At 39.3% G+C, this 21,878-nt stretch carries 20 protein-coding genes and 1 pseudogene; 16 read left to right on the forward strand and 5 right to left on the reverse strand.

Annotated elements, in window-relative coordinates; translation table 11 throughout:
* Window positions 1-36 precede the first annotated feature (36 nt).
* Window positions 37-1,179: an IscS subfamily cysteine desulfurase gene (locus tag V7164_RS07070; protein ID WP_335353759.1), complete on the reverse strand. Its 1,143-nt coding sequence runs from the start codon at window positions 1,177-1,179 to the stop codon at window positions 37-39.
* 160 nt (window positions 1,180-1,339) lie between these two features.
* Between V7164_RS07070 and nadB the strand changes: the two genes are divergently transcribed.
* From nadB to V7164_RS07100, 6 genes are all read left to right on the forward strand, one after another.
* Window positions 1,340-2,929 (forward strand): L-aspartate oxidase, encoded by a 1,590-nt coding sequence (gene nadB, locus V7164_RS07075; RefSeq protein ID WP_335353760.1) that lies wholly within the window; start codon window positions 1,340-1,342, stop codon window positions 2,927-2,929.
* Window positions 2,898-3,737 (forward strand): carboxylating nicotinate-nucleotide diphosphorylase, encoded by an 840-nt coding sequence (gene nadC, locus V7164_RS07080; RefSeq protein WP_335353761.1) that lies wholly within the window; start codon window positions 2,898-2,900, stop codon window positions 3,735-3,737. The genes nadB and nadC overlap by 32 nt, the downstream gene beginning before the upstream one ends.
* 60 nt (window positions 3,738-3,797) lie before the next feature.
* On the forward strand, window positions 3,798-4,904 hold the full coding sequence (gene nadA, locus V7164_RS07085) for a quinolinate synthase NadA (protein WP_335345554.1): 1,107 nt from the start codon (window positions 3,798-3,800) through the stop codon (window positions 4,902-4,904).
* Window positions 4,905-5,111: 207 nt separating this feature from the next.
* Window positions 5,112-6,674, forward strand: coding sequence for a SafA/ExsA family spore coat assembly protein (safA, locus tag V7164_RS07090; protein ID WP_335353762.1), 1,563 nt, complete (start codon window positions 5,112-5,114; stop codon window positions 6,672-6,674).
* Window positions 6,646-7,638, forward strand: coding sequence for a phosphotransferase (locus tag V7164_RS07095; protein WP_335353763.1), 993 nt, complete (start codon window positions 6,646-6,648; stop codon window positions 7,636-7,638). Before safA ends, V7164_RS07095 begins: the two co-directional genes overlap by 29 nt.
* A 101-nt stretch (window positions 7,639-7,739) precedes the next feature.
* The gene (locus tag V7164_RS07100) at window positions 7,740-8,402 is read left to right on the forward strand and encodes a YhcN/YlaJ family sporulation lipoprotein (RefSeq protein WP_335353764.1); all 663 of its coding nucleotides are present in this window, start codon (window positions 7,740-7,742) and stop codon (window positions 8,400-8,402) included.
* A gap of 89 nt (window positions 8,403-8,491) precedes the next feature.
* Here the strand turns inward: V7164_RS07100 and aroD are convergent, their stop codons facing one another.
* Complete coding sequence (gene aroD, locus V7164_RS07105) at window positions 8,492-9,250, reverse strand: type I 3-dehydroquinate dehydratase (RefSeq protein WP_335353768.1); 759 nt, start codon at window positions 9,248-9,250, stop codon at window positions 8,492-8,494.
* Between the two features lie 15 nt (window positions 9,251-9,265).
* A pseudogene (locus V7164_RS07110) lies at window positions 9,266-9,814 on the reverse strand (shikimate kinase); the annotation flags it as partial.
* A 190-nt stretch (window positions 9,815-10,004) separates the two neighbouring features.
* Here V7164_RS07110 and V7164_RS07115 point away from each other — a divergent pair.
* The 6 genes from V7164_RS07115 to yajC all read left to right on the forward strand — a co-directional run bounded on the left by V7164_RS07115 (window position 10,005) and on the right by yajC (window position 15,001).
* Window positions 10,005-10,556: an intercompartmental signaling factor BofC gene (locus V7164_RS07115; protein ID WP_335353765.1), complete on the forward strand. Its 552-nt coding sequence runs from the start codon at window positions 10,005-10,007 to the stop codon at window positions 10,554-10,556.
* 155 nt (window positions 10,557-10,711) lie between these two features.
* Window positions 10,712-11,323 (forward strand): Holliday junction branch migration protein RuvA, encoded by a 612-nt coding sequence (ruvA, locus tag V7164_RS07120; protein ID WP_335345549.1) that lies wholly within the window; start codon window positions 10,712-10,714, stop codon window positions 11,321-11,323.
* A gap of 37 nt (window positions 11,324-11,360) precedes the next feature.
* Complete coding sequence (gene ruvB / locus V7164_RS07125; RefSeq protein WP_335353766.1) at window positions 11,361-12,362, forward strand: Holliday junction branch migration DNA helicase RuvB; 1,002 nt, start codon at window positions 11,361-11,363, stop codon at window positions 12,360-12,362.
* Between the two features lie 56 nt (window positions 12,363-12,418).
* A complete protein-coding gene (gene queA, locus V7164_RS07130; RefSeq protein ID WP_335353767.1) occupies window positions 12,419-13,447 on the forward strand; it encodes a tRNA preQ1(34) S-adenosylmethionine ribosyltransferase-isomerase QueA in 1,029 nt (342 codons plus the stop codon).
* 49 nt (window positions 13,448-13,496) lie between these two features.
* On the forward strand, window positions 13,497-14,636 hold the full coding sequence (gene tgt, locus V7164_RS07135) for a tRNA guanosine(34) transglycosylase Tgt (RefSeq protein WP_335345546.1): 1,140 nt from the start codon (window positions 13,497-13,499) through the stop codon (window positions 14,634-14,636).
* A 74-nt stretch (window positions 14,637-14,710) separates the two neighbouring features.
* Window positions 14,711-15,001 (forward strand): preprotein translocase subunit YajC, encoded by a 291-nt coding sequence (gene yajC, locus V7164_RS07140; RefSeq protein ID WP_335345545.1) that lies wholly within the window; start codon window positions 14,711-14,713, stop codon window positions 14,999-15,001.
* Between the two features lie 168 nt (window positions 15,002-15,169).
* Here the strand turns inward: yajC and V7164_RS07145 are convergent, their stop codons facing one another.
* A complete protein-coding gene (locus V7164_RS07145) occupies window positions 15,170-15,562 on the reverse strand; it encodes a TIGR04086 family membrane protein (RefSeq protein WP_335345561.1) in 393 nt (130 codons plus the stop codon).
* A gap of 201 nt (window positions 15,563-15,763) precedes the next feature.
* On the opposite strand from V7164_RS07145, the gene V7164_RS07150 reads away from it, so the two are divergent.
* Window positions 15,764-16,414 (forward strand): DUF421 domain-containing protein, encoded by a 651-nt coding sequence (locus V7164_RS07150; protein ID WP_335345544.1) that lies wholly within the window; start codon window positions 15,764-15,766, stop codon window positions 16,412-16,414.
* A gap of 24 nt (window positions 16,415-16,438) precedes the next feature.
* Here V7164_RS07150 and spoVB read toward each other — a convergent pair whose 3' ends face one another.
* Window positions 16,439-18,001: a stage V sporulation protein B gene (spoVB, locus tag V7164_RS07155; RefSeq protein WP_335345543.1), complete on the reverse strand. Its 1,563-nt coding sequence runs from the start codon at window positions 17,999-18,001 to the stop codon at window positions 16,439-16,441.
* A gap of 122 nt (window positions 18,002-18,123) precedes the next feature.
* Between spoVB and V7164_RS07160 the strand changes: the two genes are divergently transcribed.
* From V7164_RS07160 to V7164_RS07170, 3 genes are all read left to right on the forward strand, one after another.
* Complete coding sequence (locus V7164_RS07160; RefSeq protein ID WP_335345542.1) at window positions 18,124-18,420, forward strand: post-transcriptional regulator; 297 nt, start codon at window positions 18,124-18,126, stop codon at window positions 18,418-18,420.
* Between the two features lie 158 nt (window positions 18,421-18,578).
* Complete coding sequence (secDF, locus tag V7164_RS07165) at window positions 18,579-20,843, forward strand: protein translocase subunit SecDF (protein WP_335345541.1); 2,265 nt, start codon at window positions 18,579-18,581, stop codon at window positions 20,841-20,843.
* A gap of 153 nt (window positions 20,844-20,996) precedes the next feature.
* A complete protein-coding gene (locus V7164_RS07170; protein ID WP_335345560.1) occupies window positions 20,997-21,857 on the forward strand; it encodes a cation diffusion facilitator family transporter in 861 nt (286 codons plus the stop codon).
* The last annotated feature ends 21 nt before the right edge of the window (window positions 21,858-21,878 follow it).

Genomic DNA, 21,878 nt, shown 5'->3' on the forward strand with positions numbered 1-21,878 from the left:
CATTTTAACATATTTGTTCAGTAAAATTAAATTTGCTTAATCCGGAAACCATTCTTGAGTTATTCTTACAAGAGCTTTCCCTAATGCTTCTGTGTCTGCTTCTGTTGTATCCCAGCCAAAGGAAATTCTAATAAACTCTTTCGCATCCTTCCCTGTTATTCCCATAGCATTCATCGTTTTAGATATCGTTTGCAAGCCTACCTGGCAAGCACTGCCTGTTGAAACAGCAAAGCCCATGCGATTACACTCAAGCATCACAAATTGCCCTTCAATGCCCCTTATTCGCATCCCAATCGTTGATGGGAGCTGTTGATTGTGATTAGAGCCGTAAATAATATACTGACCATTTATAGGTTCAAGGGCATGTAAAAAAATCTCCCGTAGATGCTGATAATGATTTGTGTGATTGTCCAGATTCTTATAAGCCTTTTGGGCAGCAATAGTCATAGCAGCAATACCCGGGACATTGACAGTACCTGGCCTGAAGCCTCTTTCATGAGATGTTTTTGGATAATAAGGCATCCAATGTAAATGGGGATCGATATAAACAACTCCTGTTCCCTTAGGTCCAAAAAATTTATGTCCAGAAATAGAGAGACTATCGACCAATAATGCAATTTTTCTAAAATCCGTTTTACCAAATGTGTGTACACAATCACTATGAAACAGAATTTGATTCTTTTTGCAGAGCATACTAATTTCTTCAAGAGGCTGCAAGGTGCCAATTTCAGAATTTCCATGCTGAATGGTTATTTGCACGGTATCCTCCCTGATTGCTGATCTTAGCTCGACTAAATCAATTAATCCCTTGGAATTTAGTGGAAGTGCCGTTACTTCAAAATGATGCTCGTCAATTAATTTGTCTAACGTACTATGAACGGACGAATGCTCTGCCATGCTTGTTATGATATGCTTGCCCTTTTTCTTCGAGGCTGTTAATAGTGCATGAATAGCAAGGGAATTACCTTCAGAGCCCCCGCTTATAAAATAGATTCCTTCCTTCTGAACATGAAGTAAGCTGGCCCATTCACTTCGGCAATGTTCTAATAAGCTGCTGGCTTCACTCCCTTTATCATGCAGGCTTTGTGAATTTCCATAATATTGGGTTGCCGCCTTTATAAATGTCTCAGCTGCTTCCTCATCAAGAGGGCAGGTTGCAGCATAATCAAAGTATTTCATCCCAGTATCACTCCATAGTCATATTCTCTAATTCTCAAAAGATCTAAAATTATTAATGATAGAGCTGCAATTCTTATGACAAATCTATAAAAACTCTTGTCATAAGTTTAAATCTATGTAAATATAAGTGTCAAGACACATGTGAAGTCAGGGGGTAAATATGAATAAGGCCAATGTCATCATAATTGGCAGCGGGATATCGGCTTTGCAATTAGCAAAGAGTCTTCGCTGTGACTTGAATGTGATTATTCTCACAAAGTCTAATGTGTATAATAGTAACTCATTTTTCGCTCAAGGAGGTGTAGCCGCGGCCATTGGAAAAAAGGATCATCCAAATAAGCATTATCAGGATACGTTGGAAGCGGGAAGATTTCATAATGATCCTGTAGCAGTGGAGAAATTAACGCAGGAAGGTCCAGCATTAATAAATAGTTTAATAGCTGAAGGCTGTTCATTTGATAAAGGATCGGATGGGGAACTCTCTCTTGGAATGGAAGGAGCACATAGTGATCATCGCATTGTCCACAGTGGAGGGGATGCCACCGGGAGAAATCTCATTCAATTTATGACTGCAAATGTAAATCAAAATATAACCATTATGGAGAATATTTTCGTATTTGACTTATTAATAGATGAGCATGGGGAAAGATGCATCGGCGTCAAAGGAAAATATCCCGACGGAAGAACAGAAACCTTTTTTGCTGAACATATTGTTTTAGCAACGGGAGGCTGTGGACAGCTATTTGCTTATACATCGAATGCTGCCACAGTTACCGGAGATGGAATTTCTCTTGCTTATAAGGCGGGTGCCGAAATCACTGATATGGAATTTATCCAGTTCCATCCAACATTGCTTCATATTAACGGAAAAGCGGTTGGATTAATTTCAGAAGCAGTTCGTGGTGAAGGAGGACGCCTTGTAACAAAGGGAGGCAATTCGATTATGAACAGCATTCATCCTTTAGGTGATTTAGCGCCAAGACATATTGTTTCTCAAACTATTTACCATTATCTCGAAAATGGAGAGCCCATTTTTCTGGATATTTCTTCTGTACAGGGATTTGAAGAACGATTTCCAACGATAACTGCTTTATGTGAGCAACATGGGATTAACATAAAGGAAGGGCTTCTTCCTGTAGCTCCAGGCAGTCACTTCTTAATGGGCGGCATCAAAACGGATTTATTAGGACGGAGCAGTTTAGAAGGGCTATATGCTATTGGGGAGGCAGCCTGTACAGGCATCCACGGGGCAAACAGACTTGCAAGTAATTCCTTACTGGAAGGATTATTCATTGGAAAAAAACTCGCCGAATGGATCAATACATCTCCAATAAAGCATTCAGTTAACTTGAAATCAATTGAACAGTCAGAAATTCGAATGAGTATAGCCAAACTACTCCCTTCTCCCTTTATCATCCAAAAATCAATGATGGAGAATGTCGGCATCATACGCACGAAAAATGGCCTCTCGAGGCAGAAGGAATGGCTTGAAAGCTTTCACATCAATAAATATTTGAACGCCAATTTTGCTGAATTATCTATTGAAGAAATTGAGATGGTATTCATGCTTATAACTGCATGGCTTGTAACAGATTCAGCTTTAAAAAGGACTGAAAGCCGTGGCGGACATTTCAGACAGGATTACCCATGTGAAAATGATCGGGATTGGCTGCGAAAGCAAATTATACATTGCAGAAAAACAGAAAAGGATGATAAGCATGAACAAATTGAAGCTGCGATTGCAACTTGAGCAATTTTTTTTGGAGGATATTGGAGACCGGGATATTACGAGTGAGCTTATTTTCGGAAGAGAAGAAAAAGGGGAAATCGTTTTTATTGCTAAGGATAATGGAGTTTTCTGCGGGGAGGATGTTATTCGGACTGGATTTACCATTCTGGACAGCGAGATTAAAGTCGAAATAAAGGTAAAGGATGGGGTCCCAATTGAGAAAGGGCAAATATTGGCGACTGCGAAAGGGAATGTAGTCCATTTATTAAAGGGTGAAAGAGTCATTCTTAATCTTATTCAGCGAATGAGCGGTATTGCCACGATAACAAATAAAACAGCCTCTGTATTAAATAGTTCACATACAAAAATTTGTGATACAAGAAAAACAACTCCGGGCCTAAGAATGTTGGAAAAATATGCTGTGCGCTGTGGGGGTGGCTTTAATCACCGTTATGGCCTTTATGATGCTGTGATGATTAAAGACAATCATATCTCTTTCGCTGGCTCAATCGAAAAAGCAGTTTCTGCCGTTCGTTCTCAAATTGGTCATATGGTTAAGGTTGAGGTAGAGACCGAAACAAAAGGACAAGTTATGGAGGCGGCTTCAGCTAATGCAGATGTCATCATGTTCGACAATAGACTGCCGGAAGAAATTAAGGAATGGATTCCATACGTGCCTGAAGGAATAGTTACAGAAGCATCTGGCGGAATTACGCTTGATAACTTGGCCAGCTACAGTGACACTGGGGTTGATTATATCTCTCTTGGCTTCTTAACCCATTCTGTTAAGTCATTAGATATTAGTGTAAAGGTTAAGGTCGGGGAGTAAAACAATGGAATTTATTTTTAAAAAACTATATTAGATAAATACCGCAAAGGGGATTAAGGGATGAATATATTTCAAACGCTTGAAAAGGGGTCAAATGTTCTTCCAGATAAATATCGAAAAATGACAACAGAAGAACTAGAGAATCAAGTAAAATCCATTAAAAATAAGCTTGGAAAAAAATTATTTATTCCGGGTCACCATTATCAAAAAGACGAGGTCATTCAATTTGCTGATGCAACCGGTGATTCCTTGAAGCTGGCTCAATTATCTGAGGATAATAAAGAGGCAGAGCATATTGTTTTTTGTGGAGTTCATTTTATGGCAGAAACCGCTGATATTTTGACTACAGAAAATCAAAAGGTGTACCTGCCAGATATGCGCGCAGGGTGCTCGATGGCGGATATGGCGGATATTTACCAAACAGAAAGAGCATGGGAGAAGTTAATTGCCCTTTTTGGAGAAACGATCATACCATTAACGTATGTGAATTCAACAGCTGCTATTAAGTCGTTTGTAGGTGAGCATGGCGGTGCAACTGTCACCTCCTCGAATGCAGAGAAAATGGTTCAATGGGCATTTGAACAAAAATCCAGAATCTTATTTTTGCCTGACCAGCATTTAGGCAGAAATACGGCCTATAATTTAGGAATAGATCTTGAGGAAATGGCTGTGTGGAATCCAATCAATGATACGCTCGAGTATGATGGCCCGATTGAGAATATCAAGGTTATTCTTTGGAAGGGGCATTGCTCCGTCCATGAGAATTTCACAGTCGCAAATATTGAAGATGCTCGTAGGACCTATCCAGATATGAAAATTATCGTCCATCCTGAATGTTCAAGAGAAGTAGTGGCTCTATCAGATATGGCAGGATCGACCAATTATATTGTTGACGCGATTAATAAAGCTGAAAAAGGTTCATCCTGGGCAATTGGGACAGAGATGAATCTTGTCAACCGAATAATAAAGCAGCATCCGGATAAACAAATTATCTCGCTAAATCCACATATGTGTCCTTGCTTGACTATGAATCGTATTGATTTGCCTCATCTAGTATGGTGTCTAGAGACAATTGAACAAGGTGAAGAGCATAACCTAATAAAAGTAGATAAAGCAATTGCTTCAAATGCAAAGCTTGCATTAGACAGAATGCTAATCCAATCATAAACCTCCAATTCGGCGGTTTTCTTTTTTTAAAAGTCATCCGACAGGAAAATTTAACAAAATTCTAAGAAAAAAATTAATTAAATTCGTTGTAAAATGGGTCTCTAATCATATTATTAATAATAATTGCATAAGTTTTTGTGTAGATTGTTAGCAAATTGCCCACTTTGACATACACTATATGGACATTTGACTAGGAGGGAAATCAGAGTGAAGATCCATATCGTACAAAAAGGGGATACTCTTTGGAAGATCGCCAAAAAGTACGGCGTGAATTTTGAAGAGCTGAAAAAATTAAATACACAGCTCAGCAATCCTGATATGATTATGCCCGGTATGAAAATAAAAGTTCCTGGATCAGGTGGATCCATAAAAAAAGAAGCTCCAATTGGAGGCATACCGGAAACAAAAGTCAGTATGGGTGCTAAAAAGGAAATGCCTATTGCAGAACACCCTTTTGCTAAAGAAAAACCAATTACATTACCTGTAGTTGAAGCACCAAAAGAAATACCGATAAAAGCAGCACCACAAGTAGAAGTACCAAAGCAATTGCCAAAAATGGTATCACCACAAATGGAATTACCAAAGCAATTGCCAAAAATGGTGTCGCCACTAGAAGAAATGCCAGTGAAACCATACGCTCCAAAAATGCCAAAGCCCATTATGCCTAATTTAGCGGCTCAGCAGCAGGCACCACAGCTCCCGCCAAAACCAGTAAACATCCTTCCACAAGTTAAACCAATTGCCCATGTAAGCCCTGAATCAATTGAAAGTGATCATATAAAACAAGGAGGGTTTTATCAGCCAATGTATCCATACCAACCACACAGTTTTTATCCTGTTTCTCCAGTCATGCCTGGAACTGGATTTCCTGGAGGATATCCACAAACTATGGGCTACCCGCAAGTTCAGGGGGCAGCAACTATGCCTATGTATCAGGCACAAGCAATGCCGATGCATCAAATGCCGCATTACGGATTAGCAGGTGTCGAAAGCCATGGTTTTGAGGAATCATCCTCATTCATGCCGATGCATCAAATGCCATATACGAATCCAGCCTTTACTCAAGTACCAGGAGCACAGATGCCAGCACCTGTAATGGGTGTTCAAGAGATGGGGCAGCATCAATTGCCGCTTCAGCCAACATATACGGCACCAGCGATGCAGCCAGCCTATGGATATCCACAGGCGCCATGTCCTCCTTTCCTGCCACCAATGATTCCGATATCACCAGTCATGCCTGGGTCCGGTTTTTGCGGACCAATGCTATACGAACAAATGCCGTATGGATATCCGCAAATGGGTGTAATGCCTCAAGTACAAGGGGTGATGGAGGAATCACCTGGTATGGCTCAGATGCCTTTAATGCCAACTCAAAGTCAGATGCCGATAATGCCAACTCAAAGTCAGATGCCGATAATGCCAACTCAAACCCAGATGCCAATATTGCCATCCCAAAGCCAAATGCCATTAATGCCAACACAAGTTATGCCAATGCAAGGAGTAAAAGAAGATTGCGGCTGTGGCAGCGGAGCCCCACAAATGTTTCAGGGAGCGTATAATCCAGGCTTTGGAGCACCTGGAATGTATGACATGGGAGTAGCTCCAATGTACCGTGCTCCATATGGACAGCAATATGGCAATCCGCAAATGGGTTACCCTATGACTGGGGTCATGAACCCATATATGAGTCCATATGGACCAGGGCCATTGGGAGGTCAGGCTTTGGAGATGCCGCGAAGCTTTGAAGAAAGCGATGAATATGAAGATTAATCACGGAGGAGACGATTTATTTCTTAATCGTCTCTTCTCCTATTTACAAAATCAGCTAACGATTACAATTGAAGAAATTAAACTAATTAGAAAAAAGGTTTTTTATGTTAAGGCGACTGACAAGGATTTTATATTAAAGGGATTTTCGACTTTTTCACGACTAAAGCAGCAGGAAGACTTTGTAACGTCTTTGAAGGAAAAAGGATTTTTAAAAACATATTCTTTTTATCAATTGGCAAAGTATCCGCCATTACAGTTTGAAGGCAGCTTTTATGGTTGTCTGGAATATATCCAGCCTTCAGATCATTCATTTACATTTCATCACCAGCAAGATCAGCAGGAAGGTTTATACTTATTAAACGATTTTCACTCAGCAACAGAAAATATGGCAAAACAATTTGAACAGGGACTCCCCCAATTTAATCAATTTGCCAAATGGAATGAAAGATTAACGATATTTTTTAATAATCTGCCGATCATTAAATATTATGTGCAAAAAGAAATAATTAATGAGTTACTCGTTTGGGCAGACTGGTCTTTAAAAGGGATTCAGGCAGAAGATAACTTTTTTCAAAGCGGGAAAAAGGTTATTCTGCATGGCGATGTCGCCCATCATAATTTTTTGCGAGCAAACAACGATGAATTACATCTGATTGACTTTGATTTAATTAGTATAGGACTACCACATTCTGACTATCTCCAATATGCCAATAGGATATTGCCTAACTTACAATGGTCATTTAAGGAGCTGGAAGGTATTAAGATCATACACCCGTTTATGCTTGAAAAGGGGTTTTTATACGGGCTCGGGTATCCAACTGACATTTTCAGGGAATGGAATCGTTCTATAAGAGAACGGTCGCATTTACAGCAAGAAAAAATTCAGCAATTGCTGCATATAACAGTTGGACAATTTAAGCAGAGACAAGATTTTTTCAAGGAATTGCAAAATAAGGTTGAATGAGTGTTATTTGGTCGTAACTAGACAGAATGAAAGCGAGTCTAACCTGCCACCCTATTAATGAGCATTAGCTCATGCTTTTACTTTGCGAGGGGGTATTTCGCTTGAATAAAAAGCTATTTGCACTGCCAGTTGCAGCAATTATGTCGATAGGATTAGCTGGATGCGGGCTAAATGATAATGAAACAGCTGTCCAAGACCGAAACAATAAAAATGTTCAGCCTATAGGCTATTATTCAAGTGATAATCAGCGAAATGGCGGAGGGAATGCCCGTATTCTTGATGGAGTGGATAATGATGGACCCGTTACTGAAATGATGGATAATACGATTAATAATGGGGACCGAAATTACCAGCGACTGCAAAATGACGGTTTCAGCCGGAATGATGCCAATTACCATGGGCATCTAGGCTTTAATGAACGTAAGCCGCGATCCTCTTATTATGAAGGCTACGATGGAAATTTCATCAATCAAATTAATCAGGCTGCCCGTGTAAATAATGTGAGGGACGTTGAATCACTTGTAAATGGAAATGATGTCCTAATCGCTGTCAATCTTGCTGATAATGATCGAAAACAAGAAACGATCACAAAAATCCAACAAGCAGTTAGTCCTTACTTAAATGGAAAAACTGCCCATATTGTCACAGATTCATCGACCTTTAATCGTATAAAGGTGATTGATAATGACTTGCGGGAAGGCGGCCCAAGGGATCAGATTAATTTAGACACTCAAAACATCTTTAATTCGCTGAAAAAACGGTAAATTTAACGGATTTGGACAGGTTTTTGATAAAACGCTGCAACAAGTACAGAAACATAAGGAGCAAAGTTATGCTTTGCTCCTAACTTTACTTATTTGTGGAGAATGGTTAATACTCTGCGTAGCTCTGTAGCAGCTATTTGTCCTGGTGCAGATGCTTTTTTCGCAGAACCGAATGTTATGCTTGAACCAAAAATTCCTCCTGATAAACGGCTTATTACCCCTTTTTCTGCCATCGACATCGTAATAATCGGGCGATCAGCATAATGATCATACATTGTAAGTGTGGCTTCTAATAGTGTTAAGACATCTGATGCAGTTGTAGGCATGACAGCAATTTTGGGAAGATCGCCGCCAAGCTCTTGCGCCTTACGGAGACGTCTAATTATTTCATCTTTTGGAGGCGTTTTTTCAAAGTCGTGATTGGAAATGATGACAAAAACATGATTGGTGTGTGCGGTATTTACAACCTCTCTAATAATAACCTCATCACTAAATAATTCTACATCCACAATATCCACTAAACCTGTATTGATAACTGCTTTATTTAATTCCGCATAATAGGCAAGGCTGATGTCTTTTTCGCCGCCTTCCCTTGCACTTCTAAAAGTGAAAATAATAGGCGTGGAAGATAATTCCTTGTGGATCATTCCCAAAGCCATTTTAACTTGGTCAATATCCTCAACATTCTCGAAAAAGTCGGCCCGCCATTCTACTAAATCTGCATCAATTGTTTTTAAATACGTTGCCTCTTCCTTTATTTGACTTATTGTCTCCCCAATAATAGGGACACATATTTTCGGAGGCCCATCGCCAATTACAATATTCTTAACTGTTATTTGCTTGTTCAAGAGTAATGTTTTTACAATCTGGTCGGAAACTTCTTCCGCTTCTAGATTTTCTGTTTCAAACTTATGATGGTGATGAGAATAAATTTCCTGTCTTATTTGAAAAAGCTCTTGAATTTCATTCAAAGATTTTCCTTGCAGCACAGGACGGCTATCAATAATTAAAGGAATTCTTTCCTTCCAGCTTTCCCAAGGCAAGTGAATATAAATAACAATACAATTCGCTAAACAGGCCTCTCTAATTTCTTTCTGAAGAAAAGCTCCTCCGCCAAGAGATAAAATATGAGATTTTTCTTGGCTCAATTTAATAATGAGTGCTTTTTCCTTCTCCCTAAACTGCTTCTCACCTAGCTGACTAAAAACTTGGGATATGGGCATTTGAAATTCTTTTTCTATTTCAACATCTGTATCAATAAATTTCCGGCCTAGCTTTTCAGCAACCAAATTTCCTATAGTTGTTTTGCCAACTCCCATAAATCCAATAATAACTATGCTTTTTTCCCTCAAAGGAATTTCTCGGCTTAACAAAATACATGATCCCCCTAAGTAAATATAACTTTTCCTCATTATAGAACTTCTTTCATGCTAATCATAGTTTAAATATTTTGTTATTTGCTCAATTACTTTTTTGAATGATTCACTGTTTATTAATTAATTTGTAAAATATAACCGGATAAGGAAGAAAAATATGGTCACAATAGTTAATGATATGAAACAAAATTTAAAAGCACCGTATTCAATAACGAGGTGATCAATAATGAGAACCAAATGGTCCATAGCCCTTTGCTTTGCTATTCTACTTTTGATTCAGTTTTCCCCTATCAATGGATTAGCAGAGGGAAATGCTTCACAGGGGAATATGGGGAATAACAAGGTTACAACTTTTGAGGAACCACTGCATATAACGGTCGTTTTAGAGCGTATGTATATGGATGGAGAGTTAAGCCAGGAACTTCTTACGGAAACAATCTGGTCCATGGAAGAATTTTGGGCGAAATATGATGAATGGCAGCTTATAGATATGGAAGAAGAGAAAATGATCTTCCGTAAATATATGGATGACATATCCCCATTACTGAAAGCGAACGGTTATTTTGGCATTACAGATAAAGGGGTTTTAACGATCTTTAACGGAAGGCCGTATAAGTCAAATATAATCCAGTCCTTTTTTCAGATTGACTTAGGCCAACTTGAAAGTAAAAAGTGTGAGGAATTAAAAAAAGGAATCCCAATAAAAACAAAGGAACAGTTTGTTGAAGTGCTGGAGACATTTAAGTCTTACTCCAAAGTAGAAAAACAAGCGAATTAAAAAACAGTGACAGCTACTACAATTACAGTGGCTGTCACTGTTTTTTTGTGATGATTATTTACATACCAGCCTTGGTTTTTTACTGCTATTTTTTCTACGAATATATGTAAAGTATGATACAATGATGTACAGCAAAATAGAGGAGCGAAAAGGCATTGTATGAATTTATTAAAGGGCGGGTTGACTATATTGGGCCCGAATTTGTTGTCATCGAGAATAACGGTATAGGCTACCAAATCTCTACTCCAAATCCATTTAGCTTTTCAAAGGATTTAGGACAAGAGGCTAAGGTATTCACTTACCACCATGTGAGACAGGATGTCATAGCCTTATACGGTTTTCATTCGAGAGAAGAGAAAACGCTGTTTATTAAACTATTAGATGTTACTGGAATTGGACCGAAGGGTGCATTGGCCATTCTGGCATCTGGGGAACCGGAACAAGTGGTTCAGGCGATTGAAAATGAGGATGAAGCATTCCTTGTGAAATTCCCGGGAGTCGGTAAAAAAACAGCGAGACAAATGATCCTGGATCTTAAAGGGAAATTGCAAAATATTGTACCGGACTTTTTTCCAGATTTATTTTCACAGGATAAATTACATCCTCAAATGAACGAGCATAGCCAAGAGTTTGAGGAGGCAATCCTTGCATTAAAGGCACTTGGATATTCGGAAAAGGAGATTAACAAAATATCTCCGGCATTAAAAAAAGAAAAATTAACAACAGACCAGTACATAAAAAAAGCGCTGCAAAGGCTGTTAAAATAATGGCTTAGTTATTACTAAGTGAAATTGTGGTGATGATATGGAAGAACGTATAATATCTAGTGAGGCTGATCTGCAGGATCTCTCATTTGAACAAAGCTTACGTCCCCAGAATTTAAAACAATATATCGGTCAGGATAAGGTAAAGGAAAACTTGGAGATATTTATTAAAGCGGCTAAGCTCCGACATGAAACCCTTGACCATGTTTTACTTTACGGTCCGCCTGGCCTTGGGAAAACGACCTTGGCAGCCATTATTGCTAATGAAATGGGTGTGAATATCCGCACGACAGCTGGACCTGCTATAGAGAGGCCAGGAGATCTTGCAGCCATTCTTACAGCACTAGAGCCTGGGGATGTGTTGTTTATTGACGAAATTCACCGCTTACCAAGGACAATTGAAGAGGTTTTATATCCAGCAATGGAAGACTTCTGTCTAGATATTGTCATTGGAAAGGGCCCTAGTGCGAGATCCGTTAGGCTAGACCTCCCCCCATTTACTCTAGTGGGAGCTACAACAAGGGCCGGTTCTTTATCAGCGCCTTTACGGGATCGATTCGGAGTACTTAGCAGATTGGAATACTATAATGAATTCCAGCTTCAGGAGATTGTGACTAGGACAGCGGAAGTATTAGATACAGAGATTGATCCTCTGGCCGCAGCCGAAATTGCTAGAAGGTCCAGAGGGACTCCGCGAATTGCCAATAGGCTGTTAAGAAGAGTGAGAGATTTTGCCCAAGTTAAAGGGAACGGCATAATTGATGAGGCCCAAGCAAATGAAGCCTTGGAGCTTCTTCAGGTAGACCGTTTAGGTCTTGATCATATTGACCATAAATTATTAAGAGGGATCATTGAAAAGTTCCGTGGAGGCCCTGTCGGATTAGAAACCATTGCCGCAACAATCGGTGAGGAATCACTTACTATTGAAGATGTTTATGAACCATACTTATTGCAAATTGGGTTTCTACAGCGGACACCGCGAGGACGGATCGTGACAGATTTGGTATACAGGCATTTACAAATAGAGGTGCCTGAAGATTAATCCATCCTTTCTGTATGAATGGAGAAAAGCAGAATAATATTAAAGTTGGTGTCAGCATGAAAGTAGACTTATTTGATTTTCATTTACCTGAGGAACTTATTGCACAGACTCCTCTTACCGAGAGGACTAGCAGCAGATTAATGGTGCTTGATAAAACGACAGGTGCAATCACACATGATACATTCAAACATTTGAAAGATTACCTAAAAGCTGGGGACTGCCTTGTCTTAAATGATACAAAGGTGCTGCCAGCAAGACTTTTAGGTGAAAAAGAAGGCACCGGTGCAAAAATTGAGGTGCTCCTATTGAAACAGCAGGATGGGGATGTTTGGGAAACGCTTGTAAAGCCAGCGAAACGGATAAAAGAGGGGACAAGGATTGAATTTGGAAATGGACTGCTTTCCGCTGTTTGTGTTGGAAGCTCAGATCATGGAGGAAGAACCCTTGAATTTCATTATGAAGGCATTTTTTATGAGGTGCTCGATCAATTAGGGGAGATGCCTCTTCCGCCATACATAAAGGAGCAATTAGAGGATCGAGAACGGTATCAGACTGTTTTTGCACGTGAAAGAGGCTCTGCAGCTGCACCTACGGCAGGACTCCATTTTACAGAGGAATTGTTAGAGGAAATAAAAAAAATCGGTGTACATATTGCTTTTATTACTCTCCATGTTGGTCTTGGTACATTCAGGCCTGTTAGTGTAGAGGAAATTGATGAGCATGATATGCATGCAGAGTTTTATCAAGTAACAGAGGGGACGGCTAATCTTTTAAATAAGGTTCGTGAAAGCGGCGGCAGAATTATTACGGTCGGGACAACTTCTACAAGAACACTAGAAACAATTGCTTCAAAACATGATGGCCGGTTTGAAGAGGCAAGCGGCTGGACAGATATATTTATTTATCCTGGCTATGAATTTAAAGGTATTGATGGGATGATCACAAACTTTCATTTGCCTAAATCCACGCTTATCATGCTAGTTAGTGCTCTAGCAGGCAGAGAAAATGTATTGCATGCATATCATAAAGCGGTGGAGGAAAAATATCGATTCTTCAGCTTTGGGGATGCCATGCTAATTTTATGAAAAAAGTTTCACTGAAAAAATGGTTTAATCATGGAAGGAGAAAACTGAATTGACAGCAATTCGCTATGAATTAATTAAAACATGTAAACAAACGGGGGCTCGTCTTGGACGAGTTCATACGCCGCATGGCTCCTTTGAAACCCCTGTGTTCATGCCTGTCGGTACGCTTGCAACCGTCAAGACAATGTCCCCTGAAGATTTAAAGGAAATGGGAGCAGGTATTATCCTAAGTAATACATACCACCTATGGCTACGCCCGGGGCAGGAGATCGTTGAGGAAGCGGGCGGTCTGCATAAATTTATGAACTGGGACCGTGCCATCTTAACCGACTCGGGAGGCTTCCAAGTATTTAGCTTAAGCGAATTCCGTAAGATTGAAGAGGAAGGGGTCCATTTTCGCAATCACTTAAATGGAGATAAGCTCTTTTTATCACCGGAAAAAGCGATGGAGATTCAAAACTCGTTGGGCTCCGATATTATGATGGCTTTTGATGAATGTCCGCCATTCCCGGCTACTTTCGAATATATGAAGAAGTCAGTGGAACGAACTTCCAGGTGGGCTGAGCGCTGTTTACAGGCGCATAAAAGGCCAAGTGACCAAGGTCTTTTCGGTATTGTTCAAGGTGGCGAATATGAAGAATTACGGAAACAAAGTGCAAAGGACTTAGTTTCACTTGATTTCCCTGGCTATGCTATCGGTGGATTATCAGTAGGTGAACCAAAAGATATTATGAACCGTGTGCTTGAATTTACAACTCCATTACTCCCATCTGATAAACCAAGATACTTAATGGGGGTTGGATCACCTGACTCATTAATTGATGGAGCCATTCGCGGCGTAGACATGTTTGATTGCGTGTTGCCGACTAGAATCGCAAGAAATGGTACTTTAATGACAAGCGAAGGCCGATTAGTTGTAAAGAATGCAAAATATGCCAGAGATTTTGGTCCAATTGATGAGCATTGTGATTGCTATACTTGCCGAAATTACAGCCGTGCCTATATCCGGCATTTAATTCGTTGTGATGAAACTTTCGGAATTCGACTTACGACTTACCATAATCTATATTTTCTGCTAAAATTGATGGAAGGGGTCAGACAAGCGATCAGAGAAGACCGACTTGGTGACTTTAGAGAAGAGTTTTTCGAAAAATACGGTTTTAATAAGCCTAATGCGAAAAATTTCTAATTTGCATATTCAAAAAGATGGACAAACCCTGACTTTTTGAGGAAAATCTTTTTATATGGAAGGAGGGAAAGTAAATGGAAATGTTAGGTACAATTGGACCACTATTGTTAATGTTTGTTCTATTTTATTTCTTGCTTATTCGTCCGCAGCAGAAGCGCCAAAAGGCGGTTCAAACAATGCAGGGCGGCCTGAAAAAGGGAGATAAGATTGTTACAATCGGGGGTCTACATGGCTTTGTCGATGCTATTGATGAAGGAAAAGTAGTCATTAAATGTGGTGATGGTAGCCGTCTTACATACGATCGTGCTGCGATTCGCGAAGTAACAGAGTCAGCTGCTGGCGGAGATATGCTAGCAAAATCTTAATGAGAAAAGAAGCGGGATTATTAGATTCCGCTTCTTTTTTTATTATATGTCTAGCTCCAGCGCCTACCCCCTCGAGGTCACAAGCCAATCCTCCCAGAAAGGCAAAGTACACCTTTCCGGGAGGCTCGTCTTGTGCTTGTCGGGGGTGAACAAGGCGCTTGCGCTTTTCTACGCATTTCTCGTTGTCTTATTCGACATATTAACACCCAATATGCCGCCCATCATCGCTGTCAGCATATAACATGTATGATAAATAATTTGCTCTGTATCAAATAGACTGTCTACTCCTAAGTATTGATAAAGAAAAATAATAATAGAATAAACAAGCCCTGTTAACCCACCAAGAAGCCATCCCTTTTGTTTTCCCTTGCCACCCGAAATGAAGCCGCCAATAAATAACGAAATGAAGGAGATTGCAGTAATGACAAATTGTAAGGATGACTCCTGTAGAGAAGTGAATCTTAATAATAGTGAAAATATTAAGCTGCTGATCAAGGCTAGCACAAAAACTGCAATAATCCCATAAAGAATAGCACCGCTGATATTTCTTGATTCTTCTATATTGCCCCTCTCCCTTCTTTTTTATTTAGATCGCAGATTGGTACAAGAATACTGCTAGTACAAGCATATTCACACAAAGAAAAAATAGAATCGAATTCTTAGTTAAGGAATTGCATTTGCTCAAATTGGAACTAATATATCACATGAATATGTTTTTTTTGCCCATAATAAAAGAGAATGTCACTAAAGGGGGAATGAAAAGTGCATGATTATTCCATGATCATATTGCGGACCATTATTTTGTACACCCTAATATTGGCAGTTTTTAGAATCATGGGTAAAAAGGAACTTGGACAGCTAAGTATGATAGATTTCGTAGTAACGATCATGTTGGCTGAAATGGCCGTATTGGCTATAGAAAACCCAACGTCCCCGCTCTTACCAAATGTTCTCCCTATGTTAGTGTTAATGGTTATCCAAATCACGCTCGGCTTTTTGACCTTAAAGAGCAAAAAGTTTCGTGATCTTGTTGATGGGAAGCCAACCATTATAATTAATAAAGGTAAGATCGATGAGGCAGCCATGAAAAAGCATCGTTATAACTTTGATGATTTGCTTCTGCAATTAAGAGGGAAGGATATACGAAATATTACCGATGTAGAATTTGCCATATTGGAAACGACAGGTGAATTATCTGTATTAAAAAAGGAAAAAAAGAAAACAGGAAATTTGACAGTTCCGTTAATTTTAGATGGAATCATTCAGGAATCAGGTCTAGAAAGCATTAACCAAACAAATTTTTGGCTCCGCCAGCAGCTTAGAAAAAGGGGATACACCGAAATACAGAAAATCTCCTTTTGCAGCTTTGAAAATGGTCAGTTTTATATCGATTTAAAGGATGAAAAAAAGTAAGGGACACTGTGCGGTCTCTTACTTTTATTTAAAGACAAATCTTGAAAATGGTTTGCCAATCCAAGGTATACGGCTGACTTCATCCTTTTTTACAAGTCCAAGCAAGAGAGTAAAAATTAAATAAACTATCGTGATGATGAATGTAATGATCAGTACTTGAATGGTGAGAGAAAACTGTGAGTTTAAATTCTGAAGCAGCCAAAATCCTACCCATGCTGAAAGCGCCATGACCAAAAAGGTTTTCAAGTAGTCGCGTACATAAAATGTAAAAGAAATGGCTTTTAACACAGTTGCGAAGTGCAGCAGTGTGACAAGCACGAATCCAACAAGAATCCCCATGGCTACGCCGTTTATTCCGAATGTAGGCTGACTAGCCAAAATAAAAATGACCGCGGTTTTGATTATGGCTCCAATTAAGCTATTGATCATAGCGGCTCTTGCTAAATTTAGTGCCTGGAGGGTAGCTTGAAGAGGACCCTGATAGTAATAAAAGATGATAAATGGAGCCATCAGCTTAATAAATTGAGCCCCGCTATTGGATCCATACATAACCTTCATCAATTCATCTGACAGTACGAATAATACAACAACAGCCAAGCCGCCTGTTAAAAATGTAAGGCGAAGTGCCTGCTGCAGCCGGTATTCAATAATATGATGCTGATTTCTTGAATTTGCTTCACTAATGGCTGGAACTAAAGCAGTTGACAGCGAGTGAGTAATAAATGATGGGAGCATTAATAACGGTAAAGCAAAGCCAGTAAGCGCCCCATACTGCTTTGTTGCAGCGATGGCAGCCACCCCCGCAATAGCAAGACTGTGAGAAACAACGATGGGCTCAAAAAACCATGCCAAAGAACCAATCATTCGGCTTCCTGTAGTTGGGAGGGCGATGCTCATTAATTCTTTAAAGGTGCTTTTTCCTGTTTTGACAGACTTAAAAAAATGCTTCCGGACTTTGAATTTCTTTTTGATTTTGAAAGTGGTTATTAAATAGATTAGTGAAGCTAATTCACCTATTACCGAAGCAAGCATTGCGCCGGCCGCAGCATATTCGATCCCATATGGAAGAAACGCTTTCGTCATCGCTGCAATTAATGTAATTCTTACGATCTGCTCTAGCATTTGTGAAATAGCTGCAGGCTTCATATTTTGCCGGCCTTGAAAATAACCTCTTAAAACAGAAGAAATAGCAATAATTGGAACAACAGGTGCAATGGCTAATAGTGGAAGATATGTGCGTGAATCGGTAAATAACGTATCAGCTAGATAAGGGGCTAAGAAAATTAATGCTGGAGTAAATATGACAGAAAGAGAAATAGTGGTTGCTAATGATACAACTAATATTTTCTTTACTTTGGCTTTATCCCCTCTTGCCTCTGCCTCCGCCACATTTTTGGATATAGCTACAGGTAAACCAAGCTGTGTTATAGTAACAGCAAGAATTAAAGTTGGGAAAGCCATCATGAATAAACCAACGCCTTCTTCCCCAATAAATCTTGCAATAACAATCCGATTAATAAACCCAAGCACCCGTGTAACAAGTCCAGCTGCCAGTAGAATCATCGTTCCTTTTAAAAACTTCGACATTTGGCTCCCTGCCTTCTCAAAATAGGTGTTATCATATACAATTAACTATATGCTAGGAAGTGGACAAAGCATGACAAGCAAAGTTTTATTTTCCTTTTAAATTGAATAAGGAGGCGGCTGTTATGGAAATCAGCCATACATATGATCATCTTCGAAATGAATTGAAACCGGCGTTGAAAAGTAAGCAAGAGGAGTTTGCTTTATTAGGGTATGGTCAAGTTTCTGAACAGGAGCTCTGGAATTTTCTAAAGAGAAAAAAGTGGCGGAAAGCAGATGAAAATAAGAGAATATCTGAAATTGTTCAGGATGTTCTTTCCGTAAAGGTTGGCGAGTATTTCAATTATGCCACGGTCGAAGCTTTTAAAGAGGCAGACTTTGCATTTGATGATGAGGAAGAGCTTCGCAAGCTTTTAAAATAACTCACCTATAGAAAAATTGACAGCTTTTGCAAACTGTTTCATAATTATAAATGGAATTCTAGTCGAATCATAGGTATGAAATGATGAGATAGATTGTTTATGTATGTTTTATGCTGTGAGCCTTTTTTAGGCTTGTATTTAAGGAGGACATTTTCATAATGGTTAAGCGAGGACGCATTGTTGCCTTCTTTCTGATTGTATTATTGATTGGAAGTTTGATGGGTACAACAACAAATAATATTCTGAAAAATATTAAGCTAGGACTGGATCTTCAAGGTGGATTCGAGGTTCTGTATGAGGTATCACCGATTGATAAAAACCAAAAAATTGATAATACTGTTTTAGCCAGTACGGCAAAAGCTTTGAATAAACGCGTAAACGTATTAGGAGTAAGTGAGCCTAATATTCAAATTGAAGGGGAAAATAGAGTTCGTGTTCAGCTTGCTGGAGTGACTGATCAGAAACAAGCGCGTGAAATTCTCTCCACTGAAGCCAACCTGACATTCCGTGATGTAAATGATGAACCATTGATGGATGGATCCGATTTGGCAGAGGGCGGAGCAAAGCAAACTTTTGATGAAAATGGAAAGCCAAGTGTTTCAATTAAACTGAAAAGTGCAAGTAAATTTAAAGAGGTAACCGAACGTATTGTCAGTATGGGGGTACCTAATAATCTGCTTATCATTTGGCTCGATTTTGAGGAAGGTACTACTTTCCGAGAAGAAGCAATGAAAGCAGAGCCAGGATATATCTCTGCTCCAGCGGTAAGTCAAGTATTTAACCAGGATACGGTCTCGATAGTTGGAAGCTTCACCGTCGAGGAAGCAAAGACATTAGCGGACTTATTAAATGCAGGATCTCTGCCTGTTAAATTAACAGAAGTGTATTCAACATCTGTTGGTGCCCAATTTGGGGAGCAAGCCTTGAACAAAACAGTTTTAGGCGGGATAATCGGTATTGCGCTTATTTACTTATTTATGATCGTTTACTACCGATTCCCAGGATTTATTGCTACTGTGGCTCTGTCGATTTATATTTATCTAATTCTCCTTATTTTTGACTGGATGAATGCGGTATTGACGCTTCCTGGTATTGCCGCCCTCATTCTTGGGGTTGGTATGGCAGTCGATGCCAATATTATCACGTATGAAAGAATTAAAGAAGAATTACGAGTAGGGAGAACGGTTAAGTCTGCTTTTCAAGCAGGTGGCAAAAATTCTTTATCTACGATTTTTGATGCCAATATTACAACGATCTTAGTGTCTGGTGTTTTATTTGTTTATGGGACAAGCTCCATTAAAGGGTTTGCCACGATGTTGATTATTAGTATCCTAGTCAGCTTCATTACCGCTGTCTATGGCTCTAGAATACTCCTTGGACTATGGGTAAACAGCAATCTATTTAATAAAAAGCCAAGCTGGTTCGGTGTTAAGAAAAGTGATATTAAAGATATTGCAGAAAATTATGATACAGTTGATTTGCCGACAAGGTTTGATCGCTTTGATTTTGTTAAACATCGGAAAAAATATTTTACATTTTCCGGGGCCATTCTCGGAATTGGGCTGATTTGTGTGGTTATGTTTGGCCTGAATTTAGGGATTGATTTCACCCAAGGGACTCGTGTGGAGCTTCTATCAAATAAACCAATAACAAAAATTGAAGTAAAAGAGCAATTAGCTGATTTAAATATTGAAACAGATGATATTGTCATATCTGGAGCCAATCAAGAAATTGGTGTAGCAAGATTTAAAGAAGTACTTACCAAGGATGAAATTGCTGAGTTAAAAGCCCATTTCCATGAGAAATTAGGAGCAGAACCAAATGTAAGCACAGTTTCACCAACAGTTGGAAAAGAGCTAGCAAAAAATGGGTTTATTTCTTTGTTGATTGCCTCTATTGGTATCGTGATTTATGTGACCATTCGTTTCGAAATGTATATGGCGATCGCAGCTATACTTGGTCTATTATATGATGCATTCTTTATCATCATTTTCTTTAGCATTACAAGATTAGAAGTTGATTTAACCTTTATCGCGGCTGTCTTAACAGTTATTGGTTATTCCCTTCATGATTCAATTGTTACATTTGACCGGATGCGCGAAAACATGCAAAAGAAAAAGCGTATTAAAACGTTTGAGGAACTTGCGGATGTTGTTAATTCAAGCTTACGTCAAGTGATGGGACGATCTATTAATACGGTCTTAACCCTACTTATTGCTGTATTAGGAATCTTAATATTCGGAAGTGAATCCATCCGTAACTTCTCCTTTGCTCTACTAATCGGATTGGTTGCAGGTGCTTATTCTTCCATTTTCTTATGTGCCCAATTGTGGCTCGTTTGGAAAGGGAAAGAATTGAAGAAAAAAGGCGTCATTAAAACAGTGAAAGAAAAACGAAAAATTAGCGATGAACCTCAAGTATAATTCAAGCCCCAGGATATCCTGGGGTTTTCTTTTTTTCAAAACATGCTCATAATCATTGGAATTAGGATAAACTAGCAATAAGTTCATTTTTAGGAAGGAAGTTTCATTTTGAATCATAAAGATGATCGTTTTAAAAAGGCTGAATTTGCTGCCATGCTTGGCATCGTGATTAACATTGTCCTTGCGATTGTCAAATGGGGAATTGGCGTCTATGCGGGGAGCCGTGCTTTAATTGCTGATGCTGTACATTCTGCCTCGGATATTGCTGGATCATTAGCAGTCTATTTAGGCTTGAAGGCAGCAAAGCAGCCGCCTGATGATGATCATCCATATGGACATGGGAAGGCAGAATCTATCTCAGCTATTATTGTTGCTGTATTGTTATTGTTTGTTGGATTTGAAATTGGTAAGTCATCTGTAACAGCTTTTTTTAAACCGATAGAAGCACCAAAAACAATAGCTATTGCGGCAGTTATTTTTTCGATTATTGTAAAGGAAGCATTATTTCGCTACAAATACAAGCTTGGGCGTGAGTTGAATAGTGATGCATTAATTGTTAATGCCTATGAGCATCGTTCAGATGTTTATTCATCCTTTGCTGCATTGGCTGGTATTGGTGCTGCGATCATCGGCGGTAAGCTTGGCATCGATTGGCTGGAATATGCGGACCCTGTTGCTGGAGTGATTGTTTCCCTCATGGTTATCCAAATGGCGTGGTCGCTCGGGAAAGAGTCGATTCATAACACACTTGATCATGTGCTGCATGAAGAGGATACACTGGAATTAAGAGAAGCAGTGGAAAGTGTTAAGGAAGTTAAGAAAATTAATCAGCTTCATGCAAGAGAGCATGGACATTATGTAATCATTGATTTGAAGATTTCGGTTGATCCGAATATGACAGTGGAAGAGGGACACCGAGTTGGCAAGGAAGTAAAGGAAAAGCTATTAAAAATGAATAATGTTCACAATGTGTTTGTTCATATTAATCCCTATAATGAAGATGATGAAAATTAAACAGCGTCCTTCGCTGTTTTT

This window comes from Bacillus sp. JJ1474, from assembly GCF_036965225.1.
GTDB lineage: Bacteria > Bacillota > Bacilli > Bacillales > Cytobacillaceae > Cytobacillus.

Excerpts from the sequence above, each read along its gene's own strand:
- nadB (WP_335353760.1), top strand. The coding sequence starts at position 1,340 with ATGAATAAGGCCAATGTCATCATAATTGGCAGCGGGATATCGGCTTTG.
- V7164_RS07070 (WP_335353759.1), bottom strand. The coding sequence starts at position 1,179 with ATGAAATACTTTGATTATGCTGCAACCTGCCCTCTTGATGAGGAAGCA.
- V7164_RS07170 (WP_335345560.1), top strand. The coding sequence starts at position 20,997 with ATGCTTGGCATCGTGATTAACATTGTCCTTGCGATTGTCAAATGGGGA.
- V7164_RS07115 (WP_335353765.1), top strand. The coding sequence starts at position 10,005 with ATGAGAACCAAATGGTCCATAGCCCTTTGCTTTGCTATTCTACTTTTG.
- nadA (WP_335345554.1), top strand. The coding sequence starts at position 3,798 with ATGAATATATTTCAAACGCTTGAAAAGGGGTCAAATGTTCTTCCAGAT.
- V7164_RS07160 (WP_335345542.1), top strand. The coding sequence starts at position 18,124 with ATGGAAATCAGCCATACATATGATCATCTTCGAAATGAATTGAAACCG.
- queA (WP_335353767.1), top strand. The coding sequence starts at position 12,419 with ATGAAAGTAGACTTATTTGATTTTCATTTACCTGAGGAACTTATTGCA.
- secDF (WP_335345541.1), top strand. The coding sequence starts at position 18,579 with ATGGTTAAGCGAGGACGCATTGTTGCCTTCTTTCTGATTGTATTATTG.
- yajC (WP_335345545.1), top strand. The coding sequence starts at position 14,711 with ATGGAAATGTTAGGTACAATTGGACCACTATTGTTAATGTTTGTTCTA.
- spoVB (WP_335345543.1), bottom strand. The coding sequence starts at position 18,001 with ATGTCGAAGTTTTTAAAAGGAACGATGATTCTACTGGCAGCTGGACTT.
- nadC (WP_335353761.1), top strand. The coding sequence starts at position 2,898 with ATGAACAAATTGAAGCTGCGATTGCAACTTGAGCAATTTTTTTTGGAG.
- ruvB (WP_335353766.1), top strand. The coding sequence starts at position 11,361 with ATGGAAGAACGTATAATATCTAGTGAGGCTGATCTGCAGGATCTCTCA.